This is a genomic window from Okeania sp. SIO2F5 (assembly GCF_010692685.1).
GTDB lineage: Bacteria > Cyanobacteriota > Cyanobacteriia > Cyanobacteriales > Microcoleaceae > Okeania > Okeania hirsuta.
In genome coordinates, this window is the sequence record NZ_JAAHGU010000078.1 from 1 (window position 1) to 13,779 (window position 13,779).

Consider the following 13,779-nt stretch of genomic DNA (forward strand, 5'->3'; position numbering starts at 1 on the left):
GGGAAGTCAATGTGTAGGAGAAAACAAGTACTTATGGTTAGCATCTTTGCGTGAAGAAGTAGGTGCATGGGAACAGATGCTGTGTAGTTTAGGAAAATTGTATGTACAGGGGGTGGATATAGATTGGACAGGATTTCACCGAAAATCTTTATGTAACAAGGTACTATTGCCTACTTATCCTTTCCAACGGCAACGCTATTGGGTGGAGACAAATAGTTGTTTACCTAAAAAGGCTGTTCTGCATCCTTTACTGAGAGAAAGATTGCATATAGTTGGCTTGGAAAATCAAATTTTATTCCAGACTCAATTAAGTGCTTCTGAGCCTTCTTATCTCAACGATCATCAAGTTTTTGGTCAACCAGTTTTACCTGCTGCTGCATACTTAGAGATGGCTTTAGCTGCAGGAGTAGCTATTTTCCAAGATTCCAATCTAATACTAGAAGAAGTAAATATTTACCAGGCTTTAATTTTATCTGAGAAAAAAGCAAAAACTCTTCAGTTAATATTGAAACCCGATCAAAAAAATGGTTATACCTTTGAAATTTTTAGCTTAAATATAGCTGAAGAACAACAAGCACCTGTGTGGACACTTCATATTTCAGGTAAACTCCTTAGAGGAGAAATACCAGAGGAAAAGAGAGGATTCGACTTATCACTTATTGAACAAGAATATGGCAAACAGATGAGTATTTCTTCCTTCTATGAAAGTTTAACTGAGTTTGGAATGTATTATGGTTCTAATTTTCAAGGAGTACAAAAACTTTATGTAAGTCAAGAAAAAGCTCTTAGTTTCAGCCAGTTACCACCTCATCTCTCTCTACAATCTCAATCTTACCAAATACATCCAATTCTCTTAGATTCCTGCCTTCATTCAGGATACGCTTTGAGATTGGCAAAAAAAGATGAATTATCTAAAAATATAGATATTTATTTGCCCATAGAATTAAAACGGTTAAAATTATATCGTCCCTTCACCTCCCAACTTTGGAGTCAAGTACAACTAAGCTCTCCTCAAGAACTCGATCCAGAAACTGTTTCTTCAAATTTTAACTTGTTTAATGAGGAGGGAGCATTAATAGCTGAAATTGAGGGTCTTACCTCTAAACGTACTAGTAGTAAAGCTCTGCTTAATCTGATTTCAACTCAACGACAAAAAGAACTCCAAGATTGGTTTTATCAACTACAATGGCAGCCTATTTATTCTGTATCTGGGGTGTATCAAAACATAATACCGGAGATGGAATTAAGTCATTGGCTAATTTTTACGGATACTAAAGGAAAAGGAAAATCTTTAGCAGCACATTTACAGCAATTAGGTCAAGAAATTACTCTAGTCTATCCTGGTGAGAGTTGGCAAAAATTAAGCTGTGGAGTTTATCAAATTAATCCCAGTAATTCTCAAGATTTTGAGAGTTTATACCAACAAATCTTAACAGAAACTAAATCACCGATAAAATATGTTATTCATTTGTGGAGTCTAGACTCTTTGCCTTCAGAACAATTAACAATTACAGGACTAGAACAAGCAGAAAAATTAGGATGTGCCAGTGTCTTGCATTTAGTTCAATCCTTAGCTAAAAATCATCAATATTCTATTCCTAAGCTGTGGCTAGTAACTGAAGGAGCACAATTAGTTTTAAATCTAGAGGAATTAGCAATAGCTCAAACTCCATTATGGGGATTAGGGAAAGTAATATCTTTAGAACATCCGCAGCTCTGGGGAGGATTAATCGATTTAGAACCTACTGGTGGAGAAAAACAAATAGAAATACTATTGAATCAGATTACTTCTAATTCAACGGAAGATCATCTTTCTATTAGAGGAGACAAGACTTATGTCGCTCGTTTAGTTAAGCAATCTCCAAGAAAATCTCAATCTTATCAATGGCAATCAGAGGGAACTTACCTGATTACAGGAGGATTAGGAGCTTTAGGATTACATACTGCTAAGTGGATGGTAGAAAAAGGAGTAAGAAATATAGTCTTCATCAGTCGTAGCTCTCCCGATCAAACAAAGCAAGCAGCGATCGCTAATTTAGAAGAACAAGGAACGCGGGTTTTAGTTGCTCAAGCAGATGTATCCCATCAGGAAGAATTAAGGGCAGTACTTGAACAAATCCAACTAACTATGCCTCCTCTTAAAGGGATTATTCATGCAGCTGGAGTAGCAGAATTTGAACCACTAACACAGATGGGACTAAGCCAAATGAGTACAATTTTACAACCAAAAGTGAGAGGAGGATGGCTTCTTCATCAACTAACTAAAGATATAAAGATAGACTTTTTTATCTGCTTTTCTTCAATTGCTGCTTTATGGGGTTCAGTTGGTCAAGCTCATTATGCTGCAGCTAACCATTTTCTTGATGGGCTTGTTCATTATCGTACCTCCATAGGATTACCGGGATTAACTATCAATTGGGGGCCTTGGACGGGAGGAGGCATGGCTGATACAGAACAACTATTAGAATTAAGGAAAAGAGGCATTAAACCTTTATCCCCTTCTCAAGCTCTAGTCGCTTTAGAACAATTGTTAGATAGTAGTGAAATCCAGACTGGTTTAGCTAATGTTGATTGGAGTATCTTTAAAGAACTTTACGAAATAGGAAGAGTTAGGTTACTTCTAGAAGAAATTGAGGTAAAACCAGGCCAAACACAATTGCTAAATGATTCAAATCAACTAGCGACAAAAGCAAAACAAGAAAGAATTTTATCACAATTAAAACTAGCTAACGATGAAGAAACAGAAAAAATTTTATTAGCTTATCTTTTAGAGGAAATAGCTCAGGTATTGGGAATAAAAATTGAAAAAATAGAATTAGAACAACCATTGACTATGATGGGAATAGATTCTTTGATGGCGGTAGAATTACGCAATCAGGTACAAAAAGCTCTAGGAATAGAAGTTCCTTTGAGCCAATTTATGGAAGGCTTGACTGTAGTTGCTCTAACTAAAGAAATCCAAAAGCAACTAAAGGAAACCCATCCAACAATTGGAGTTGAATTAAAAAATAATCAACAAACTTTGTTAACTAATGTAAAAAATAATGATTGGATAGAGGTAGACCTATGAACTTGATTGAATTTTTACAAGACCTTTCCCTAAAAGGGGTAAAGTTGTGGATTGAGGGAGAACGGCTACGCAGTGGCGGTTCTAAAGAAGTGTTGACTGCTGATGTAATCGCTCAACTAAGACAACACAAAGACAAAATCTTACAGTTGCTGCGGGAACGCCCAGATATTTTCAACGTTTACCCCCTTTCCTTTGGTCAAAGGGCACTATGGTTCTTGTGGCGATTAGCGCCTAAGAGTTCAGCTTATAATGTAGCCTTTAACTGCCGTATCTATTCTCAAGTAAATCTTGATACTTTACAGAAGGCATGGCAATTATTAAGTGAACGTCATTCTTTGCTGCGTACTACTTTTCTTCAGCAAGAGCAAGAGCCATTCCAAAAGATACATTCTAATTTAGAGATTGATTTTAGACAAATTGATGCTTCTAACTGGAATGAAAACGAACTCAATGTTAAAGTTGTTCAAGAATACCAACATCCTTTTAATCTTGAAGACGGACCTGTAGCCCGAATGAGATTGTTTACATACTTTCATGAGGAACATATCCTGTTGCTTGTACTTCACCATCTTAATTGGGATGCTTGGTCTATAGGTATAGTAGTACAAGAATGGCTCAGTATTTACCAGTCACTAATTGAAGGGACTAAAAATAGCCTAACTCCTATTGACTATACTTACTTGGATTATGTTCATTGGCAAAAAGAATTATTGGCAAGCGACAAAGGAAAAGAACTTTGGGAGTATTGGCAACAGAAATTATCAGGAGAATTACCTGTACTAAATTTACCAGTTGATAAACCTAGACCTAAAATTCAAACTTACAATGGTGCTTCTTATTACTTCCAATTACCAGAAAATTTAACTAAAGAAATTAGGGAAGTAGCTAAAAGAGAAGGAGTAACTTTGTACATGATGTTACTAGCAACATTTCAAGTTCTTCTTCATCGTTATACAGGGCAAGAGGATATTTTAGTAGGTTCACCAACTTCGGGAAGAACCAGGTATGAATTCACCAATATTGTCGGTTATTTTGTTGACCCAATGGTTATGCGGGCAAATCTGGAAGGAAATCCGAGTTTCTCTGAGTTTTTAACTCAGGTGCAACAAACAGTAAAAGAAGCAGTTGCTCATCAGGATTTTCCTTTTGCTCTGTTAGTAGAACGATTGCAGCCAGATAGAGATTTAAGTTATTCTCCAATTTTTCAAGTTAGCTTTGTTCTGCAAAACTTTAAACAATTTGAAAAACTACAACAGTTATTCTTAGGACAAGAAATAGTAGAAGTAGAAGGTCTCAAATTGAAATCTTGGTCAATGCCTCAGCAAGAGGGTCAGTTTGACTTGGAGCTAGAAATGGTGGAAAGTAACTCATCTCTAGTAGGATGTTTCAAGTACAATGCCGATCTCTTTGAGGAGCCAACAATATGTCGTATGGCTGGGCATTTTCAGACTTTGTTAGAAGGTATTGTTGTTAATCCTGAACAAAAGGTAAGACAATTACCTTTGCTAACAACAGAAGAACATCATAAGTTATTAGTTACATGGAATAATACCAAAACTGACTATTTATTGGACAAATGTATTCATCAGTTATTTGAGGAGCAGGTTGAAAGAAGTCCTAATAGTGTAGCTTTAGTATTTGAAACAGAGGAACTAACTTATCAACAGTTAAATGAGCAAGCTAATCAATTAGCACATTATTTGCAAGCTAAAGGTATTGGATCAGAAAAACTTGTTGGTATTTGTGTGGAGCGATCGCCTCTCATGGTAGTAGGTTTGCTAGCTATTCTTAAAGCAGGTGGAGCATACATACCATTAGACCCAAACTATCCTCAAGAGCGACTATCCTTAATACTGGAAGATTCCCAAGTATCAGTATTGTTAACTCAAAAGCAACTGGAAAAATCCTTGCCCCAACACCAAGCTCAGTCAGTTTTTCTTGACACTGATTGGGAAAAGATTGGTCAATACCAACAAGATAATCCTAATAGCGAAGTAACTATTAAAAACTTGGCTTATACAATCTACACTTCCGGGTCTACTGGTCAACCAAAAGGAGCAATGAATACTCACCAAGGTATTTGTAATCGATTGTGTTGGATGCAAGAAACTTATAAACTCACTACAGTAGATCGTGTTCTTCAGAAAACACCTTTCAGCTTTGATGTATCAGTTTGGGAGTTTTTCTGGCCACTTATAACTGGAGCTTGTTTAGTTCTTGCAAAACCAGAAGGTCATAAAGACAGTGCATACCTAGTTAAACTAATTTCTGAAAAGAAGATAACTACGATCCATTTTGTCCCCTCTATGCTGCAAGTTTTCTTGGCAGAAATTGGTTGGGAAACTTGTGATTCTCTCAGGCAGGTGTTCTGTAGTGGAGAAGTGCTATCGTTACAACTGCAAGAGAAATTTTTAAATCATCTTAAAGCTAAGTTGCATAATCTTTACGGCCCAACTGAGGCTGCAATAGATGTTACATTTTGGGAGTGTACTCACCAAAGTCAGCAACACACTGTTCCCATTGGTCGTCCAATTGCCAACACGCAAATTTATTTACTGGATTCCCATTTACAACTGGTACCAATTGGAGTTCCAGGAGAAATCCATATTGGCGGGTTAAATTTAGCTCGTGGCTATCTCAATCGTCCTAAACTTACTGGTGAGAAGTTCATTCATAATCCATTTAGTGAAGATCCGGAGTCTCGCCTTTACAAAACTGGCGATCTAGCTCGTTACCTCAATGATGGCAGCATTGAATTTTTAGGTCGAATTGACTATCAAGTTAAAATTCGTGGCTTCAGAATTGAACTGGGAGAAATTGAGACTATTCTTAGCAAGCACTCCGCTATCAAAACAGCAGTGGTAGTGGTACGGGAAGACATAACCAATGATAAGCAATTAGTAGCCTACATCGTTCCAGAATCTGAACAAGCACTGACTTCACAGGAACTACGAAGTTTTTTGAAAACAAAACTACCAAGTCAAAACATTCCTTCAGCTTTTGTTTTTATAGATACTCTACCTTTAACTCCCAATGGAAAATTAGACCGTCGGGCTTTACCTACTCCCAACCAAATACGACCCGATTTGCAGAATACATATATAGCCCCCAAAACTTCTACAGAGAAAAAATTAGCAGATATCTGGGCTAAAGTTCTTAACCTCAAAAAAGTTGGTATCCATGATAACTTCTTTGAACTAGGAGGAGATTCGATTCGGAGTATCCAAGTTCGTGTCTTAGGGCAAAAAATTGGTTTGGATTTTTCGATTGAGCAAATATTTCAGCACCAAACAATTCACGAGTTAGCAAAAGAGGCAAGTACGGTCAGTCCTGGTTTTTCTGAGATCAAAACCGAGCCTTTTAGTCTAATTTCAAATACAGAGCGACAGAAGCTACCTGATGATATAGAAGATGCCTATCCTTTAGCAAGGCTTCAAGCAGGAATGATATTCCACAGCGAATATAATCATGGTGTCGTATATCATGATATTTTCAGCTATCACCTAAGGAGTATTTTTAAACAGGAAGTTTTTCAGGAAGCTATACAAAATTTAGTTAGGCGTCATCCAATACTACGGACATCTTTCGACCTAGCTGCTTCTGAAGAACCAATACAACTTGTTCATCAGAAAGTTGATATTCCATTACTGGTAGAAGACTTGCGCCATCTGTCCGGAGAAGAGCAAGAATTGACTTTAGCGACATGGGTGGAAACTGAAAAGAAACAAAATTTTGATTTAAGTCGTCCACCCCTAATACGTTTTCAAATCCATCTTCGTACAGAAGAAACATTTCAACTAAGTTTGAGCTTTCACCATGCTATTCTTGATGGGTGGAGCGTAGCCTCTTTATTTTCTGAATTGCTTCAAAAATATTCTTTCTTGCTTGAAGGAAAAGCCTATGTTATGGAGAATACACTGGCTTTTGAATTCAGGGATTTTGTGGCTCAAGAGCAAAGAATTCTCAGTAATTTAGAACATCAGGAGTATTGGCTTAAAAAACTTGAAGGAATAACATTTACAAAACTTCCTCGCCCCTTTAATCCTTATGATGGAGCTGATGCTGGGCAACATCGTAACTATGATGTTGATTTGCCATATGATATTTCTGATGGTTTGAAGCAGATATCTTATTCTCTAAGCGTTCCCCTCAAAAGTGTTTTGTTAGCTGCACACTTAAAAGTGTTAAGTGTATTAAGTAATCAGTCAGATGTAATAACAGGGTTGGTCTCTAACAGCAGACCAGAAGCAGATGATGTTGAGAAAGTTTTGGGACTTTTTCTAAATACCTTACCTTTCTCTTCCCAACTACAAGAGGGAACTTGGATAGACTTAATTCGTGAAACTTTTGAGAATGAGTTAGAGATACTCCCTAACAGGGAGTATCCTATGGCTGAATTGCAGAGAATTTTGGGTGGGCAGCCTTTGTTTGAAACGGCTTTTAATTTTATTCATTTTGATGCATATAAAAAAGAAACAGGTCTGACTGGTATAGAGTTATTAGGTGGGAATACTTTTGAAGCAAATAATTTAAGCCTTTTGGTTAACTTTATGGTAGACCCTGATTCATCTTTGGTTAAACTGTTCTTTAGCTACAACGCAGCTCAGTTAGATGAGAATCAGATTAGCCGTTTGGGAGACTATTATGCTAACACTTTAGCTACAATTGTGAACAAACCAAACGAACAATATTTATCCTATTCTCCTCTTTCAGAAGCAGAGCAGCAGTTACAGTTAGTAGAGTGGAATAAGACACAAGCAAACTACCCTCAAGATAAATGTATCCATCATCTATTTGAAGCTCAAGTAGAAAAAACACCAGAAGCTGTAGCAATCGTATTTAAAGAAAAGCAACTAACCTATCACGAGTTAAATATTCGTGCAAATCAGCTTGCTAATTATCTGCAATCTTTAGGGATTGGATCGGAAACACTGGTGGGTATTTGTGTCGAACGTTCTTTAGAAATGGTTGTGGGAATACTAGCCATTCTCAAAGCTGGTGGAGCATATGTACCATTAGATCCAAATTATCCCCAAGAGCGTCTTTCATTGATTTTAGAAGATTCTCAAGTTTCAGTACTGTTAACTCAACAGCAATTGAAAACATCTTGGCCCCAAAACAAAGCTCATATAGTCTTTTTAGATACTGATTGGGAAATTATCGCTCAACATAAGCAAGATTGTCCTATAAATGAAGCAAAACCAAACCATCTTGCTTATGTAATTTATACATCAGGCTCTACAGGAGTACCTAAAGGAGTAGCTATAGAGCATCGTAATACTATCAATTTACTCTATTGGGCAAAAGAAGTATTTTCTCCAGAATCTCTTGCAGGTGTTTTAGCTTCTACTTCTATCTGCTTTGATCTTTCAGTCTTTGAATTGTTTGTTGCTTTGTGTTGGGGAGGTAAATCTATTCTTGCTGAAAATGCCCTAGAGATAACTAATTTACCTGTAGCAAAAGACATTACTCTTATCAATACTGTTCCTTCAGTCATAGCTGAGTTACTCAAAGTTGATGGGATACCAGAATCAGTTAAAACAGTAAATTTAGCTGGTGAACCTCTGCACACATCGCTAGTCAAAGAACTGTATAAGCAAGACACAATTAAGTCTGTTTTTGATTTGTATGGTCCATCAGAAGCAACTACCTATTCTACATTTGCTCTCAGAAGTAGCGAAGGACTAGAAACAATTGGTCGTCCAATTGCTAATACGCAGATTTATATTTTAGACTCAAACCTAAAGTTACTACCCGCTGGTGTTCCTGGCGAATTATATATTGGTGGTGACGGTTTAGCTCGAGGATATCTCAATCGTCCTCAATTGACTGGTGAAAAGTTCATCCTTAACCCTTTTAATCATGAGTCATCTTGCCTTTACAAAACTGGCGATCTAGCTCGTTACCTTTCCAATGGCAACATCGAATTTTTAGGTCGAATTGACAACCAAGTAAAAATTCGTGGTTTCCGAATTGAACTAGGGGAAATTGAAGCTGTGCTTAACACCCATCCCCAAATTGAGCAAGCTGTAGTCATGGCAAGAGAGGATATTCCCGATCGTAAAACTTTAGTAGCTTACGTAGTTTACGATCAAGAAAAAGAATCTGAAATCACCAATTTACGAAGTTTTCTCAAACATAAATTACCAGAGTACATGATACCGAATGTTTTTGTACATCTTGATACATTACCATTAACACCAAATGGCAAAATAGATCGTAAAGCACTACCAATAATTGATTCATCTAAAATTCAACGAAAAGAAGCTTACTATCCTGCAATTACACCGATAGAAGAGCAATTACTGGCTATCTGGAGGGATGTCTTAGAAATACAACATATCGGTGTTCGTGATAACTTCTTTGATCTTGGCGGTCATTCTCTTTTAGCGGTACGCTTGATGGCTCAGATACAAGCACAATTTAGCAAAAATCTACCCCTAGCCATGCTTGTTAGAAATCCAACTATTGAAACGCTGGCTGCAATTCTTTCCAGACCAAGTTCTTCATCAGAGTGGGACTCTTTAGTCAAGATTCATTCCCATGGTTCAAAAACACCTATATTCTGTGTTCCAGGTGCAGGTGGTAATGTTCTTTACTTACAAGATTTAGCCCGTCTTCTTAAACCAGACCGCCCATTTTATGTCCTGCAAGCACAAGGTCTTGATGGCATACAAACTCCCCAAACTAGAGTTGAGGAAATGGCAGCTAAATATATTAAGGCAATACAAAGTGTTCAACCAGAAGGGCCTTATATCCTAGTAGGTCATTGTTTTGGTGGCTATGTCACATTTGAAATGGCTCTACAGTTAACTAAGCAAGGTCATAAAATAGCACTACTCGCTATTTTAGGAATTAGTGGCCCTCTTCGTGATAATTATCCACTAGTAGTTGATGAAGATATTGACGATGATGCACAAATGCTCATCAAAATTGCTACAAGAGCTTCTCAAGTAAGACCTAATGACAATCCGTTGTTAACATCCTATGATGAACTCACGCAAATAAGTAGTCTAGATGAACAATTGGATAATTTGATAGCCAACACAAATACATTTACACTACTAGACCCTGTTGCTAACCGTTTAATGGCAAAAGGTTTAATGGAAGTCCGTAGGGGAAACCTCATAGCTCTTTTAAGGTATAACCCTCAGGAAACTTATTCAGATCGCATTACTCTATTTCGGGGGATGCAAGATATTCCTCAATCAGCGAGGGATCTAAACGCTGAAGAAATCAAAGATTGGTCTTATGACTGGAATAACTTTTCAACTGAACCAGTTGAAGTTATATGGGTTCCAGGTGATAGGACAACAATGTTAAGTGACACTAATCTTCCAACACTATCTGAAAAGCTACAAAAATGTCTTGATTTTCTCGATAAAATTTAGTACAGTTATAAACTGTAAAAACTAGTCAAAAAAGTCAAGAACTCTTACTTATATAAGTAGACTGTTCCCCTATCCCAAAGGCAAAAGTTACTCCAGTTAGGGGTATTTGGGAATAATCCCCGGTCTGTAAGGAAACAGCAACTAAAGTCGCTCGTGTTGCTTTTATGACTCTGATTAAAATACCGAGGTTTCCAAGCTTCCCGATTTTTCTAGGTGAATTAAGAATGTTGAAAAAAATATCAATAACTGCTGCTACCTCATTATTCGTAATGCTAGGTTTTCCAGAAGCAGCACAATCAATAACGTTTACAAGTAGTATATTTGCTAGTGGTCTGGATAATCCATCAGGTCTAGCTTTTGGTCCAGACGATGCACTCTATGTTACAGAAGCAGGTAAAGGTGGACCAGGACCTTGTGTTCCATCTCCGAGTGTACAAGGAGCAGAGATATGTTATGGTCCAACAAGTGCTATCACCAGAATTAAAGATGGAGTGCAAGAGCAAGTAATCACTGGTTTACCTTCTTTAGCATTACCTAATGGAAGTGAAGCAAATGGAGCTAATGATATAGCTTTCGATTCAAATGGTTTAGCCTATGTTGTTGTTGGTTTTGCTACCAATCCAGCTAATCGCGATCCTATAATAGGAGTTCCTGATTTTGGCTCTTTGATTAGTCTGGATTTTAATCAAGGAACTTGGACAAAACTTTCCGATATATCAAACTATGAACTTCTCAATAATCCAGACCAAACTGATATCATTAGTAATCCCTACAGTCTTTTGATTGAGGATAATATTGCTTTTATTATTGATGCAGGAGCAAATGATTTACTTAGTGTTGACCTTAGCGAGAATGAAACTGCATTAGAAGCAGTATTTGAAGAGATAATTGCAATTAATCCTTTCTCAGGATTAGAAATTCCCGTACAATCTGTACCAACTTCAATTACTAATGGCCCATATGGCGCTTTCTACGTCGGTGAGCTTACTGGTTTTCCTTTTCCAGACGATGGTGCTCGTATATTCCGCGTTGTCCCTGGTAATGAACCAGAGGTTTATCTTGAAGGCTTTACACAAATTATCGATCTTGCTTTTGATAACCAAGGAAATTTGTATGTTTTAGAATATGCAGCTCAATCTCTATTGACAGGTAATCCTGTTGGTGCTCTTATTCAGATAAGCTCTGATGGAACCAGAAGAAACATTGGTGGCGATCAATTAATCTTGCCAACTGCCATCACAGTTGGAGCTGATAATGCTATCTATGTTGCCAATAATGGCCCTTTCTCTGAATTAGGAGAAATCATTAGGTTCAAGTCTACTAATGAAGCAACTCCAGTCCCTGAAAGTAGTTCGATATTGGGTCTATTAATTTTTGGGATTAATATAGCTCTCTTTCGTTACTCTAGGAGAAGTAAAATAAACAGGAAACCTCTTCAAACCTGATTTGACAATCTGCGATTACAGCAGTTTCGGAGTTAATGGGGTACAAAATTTTATCACTTTAGTAAATAGATAAGTAGTTATTCAAAATTAATTACACATACTCTAAAGTTTTGATAAGCGTACAATAGTAGATTGATTTTTAGGCGTTGATGAATCAGGCGTTGCATATGCGGGATGAATTGTAGGCTTGGAGAAAGAGAAATTATAAAGATTGAGTTTACCTGACTCCAAAAGATTCATCCCTTGATTCATCGGCGTTGCTGAATCAAGCTATGAAATCTAAATTTGTAAAATATAAAATGCTTTTTAATTAGGATTTAGGTAATCACCATTTCCAGAAAATCACAGCCAAAATCACAAATGCCGATTTTTAGTTTTTTATTTTGAAAAATGAGTGTAACAGATAACTTAGTTAGAAATATTCCTTGTGAGAAAAGGCCCATCATCTTACAAACTTTACAATGGTTCCTAAACCCTGTTGATTATCTGGAAGCAAACATCAAGAGTTTTCCTGATATTTTTATTGCTAAACCTCTTCCTATAGGTGATGGTGATACCTTGTTTGTTATCGATCCGAAAATATTAGAGTATATTTTTACTCATGATCGAAAAGAATTTACTGCTCCTGGAAACTTAAATGCTATTGTTTTTGAACAATTCGTTGGAAATAATGCTCTAGTTACAACAGAAGGCGATATCCATCGCCAACGTCGTCAGTTAATAATGCCATCCTTTCATGGAGAACGTCTCGAAGCATATGGAATATTAATTCGGCGGATTACTGAAGATGTGATGAAAAATTTACCTATTAACCATCCATTTTTAGCTACGGAAATTATGCAAGAGATCTCATTAAAAGTGATAGCGCAAGCAGTTTTTGGAATTATTGAAGGAGAACGCTATCAAAAACTAATAGCACTACTGAAAAAGTTTACTGAGATTTTTGCTTCTCCTTTCACTTCTTCTTTATTCTTTTTTCCTTCCTTACAAAAAGACTGGGGAAACTGGAGTCCCTGGGGAAAGTTTATCCGTATACGAGAAGAAATAAATAACCTCATCTATGCTGAAATCAATTACCGTCGCGATCGTCCCAATTTTAAACACTCTGATGTATTGTCTCTCTTAATGTCGGCAAGATACGAAGATGGACAAGCAATGACAGAAAAAGAATTACGAGATGAATTAATAACTTTATTAATTGCTGGACATGAAACAACTGCTTCATCCATGGCTTGGGCTTTATACTGGCTTCATCGTACTCCACAAGTGCTGGAAAAATTGCTAGCAGAATTAAATACACTTTCTTCTACAGCTACTTCAATGGAAGTTTTTCGTTTGCCTTATCTCACTGCTGTTTGCAATGAAACTCTTAGGATTTGTCCTGCTGCCATGACAACCTTTCCAAGGATGGCTCAAGAGGTCGTTAATATTTCAGGATATACGATTAAGCCAAGAGATATTATTTTTGGTTGTATATATTTAACTCATCACCGCGAAGATATTTATCCTAATCATGAACAATTTATACCAGAGCGATTTTTAGAACGTAAATATAGTCCTTTCCAATTCATTCCTTTTGGTGGTGGTAGTCGTCGTTGTATAGGAGAAGTATTAGCACAATTTGAAATGAAGTTAGTGATTGCTACCATTCTCTCTCAACATCAATTAATGTTAAAGGAACAAAAACCTGAAAAATTAAAAAGAAGAGGCTTTGGCTTATCACCAACAAGAGGTGTAAAAATGACGGTAGTGCATCAGCAAAGTGTGTGAATGCTCATGGGGTGAGTACCTCAAAGGTATTGTGGGATAAGGGTTTAAAAGCTCACGGGGTGACAAGCAGCTCTAAACTATTGCTAGATAAAGGCTCATATCA

At 37.0% G+C, this 13,779-nt stretch carries 4 protein-coding genes; all 4 read left to right on the forward strand.

Annotated elements, in window-relative coordinates; translation table 11 throughout:
- A partial coding sequence (locus F6K27_RS21150) for a type I polyketide synthase (RefSeq protein WP_287278209.1) occupies positions 1-3,070 on the forward strand: 3,070 nt, incomplete at its 5' end.
- A complete protein-coding gene (locus F6K27_RS21155; RefSeq protein WP_287278211.1) occupies positions 3,067-10,461 on the forward strand; it encodes a non-ribosomal peptide synthetase in 7,395 nt (2,464 codons plus the stop codon). The genes F6K27_RS21150 and F6K27_RS21155, both read left to right, overlap by 4 nt.
- A gap of 224 nt (positions 10,462-10,685) precedes the next feature.
- Positions 10,686-11,906: a ScyD/ScyE family protein gene (locus F6K27_RS21160; RefSeq protein WP_287278213.1), complete on the forward strand. Its 1,221-nt coding sequence runs from the start codon at positions 10,686-10,688 to the stop codon at positions 11,904-11,906.
- 390 nt (positions 11,907-12,296) lie between these two features.
- Positions 12,297-13,676 carry a cytochrome P450 gene (locus F6K27_RS21165; protein ID WP_124142775.1) on the forward strand — a complete coding sequence of 460 codons (1,380 nt, stop codon included), beginning with the start codon at positions 12,297-12,299 and terminating at the stop codon, positions 13,674-13,676.
- Positions 13,677-13,779: the final 103 nt, after the last annotated feature.

Excerpts from the sequence above, each read along its gene's own strand:
- F6K27_RS21155 (WP_287278211.1), top strand. The coding sequence starts at position 3,067 with ATGAACTTGATTGAATTTTTACAAGACCTTTCCCTAAAAGGGGTAAAG.
- F6K27_RS21160 (WP_287278213.1), top strand. The coding sequence starts at position 10,686 with ATGTTGAAAAAAATATCAATAACTGCTGCTACCTCATTATTCGTAATG.
- F6K27_RS21165 (WP_124142775.1), top strand. The coding sequence starts at position 12,297 with ATGAGTGTAACAGATAACTTAGTTAGAAATATTCCTTGTGAGAAAAGG.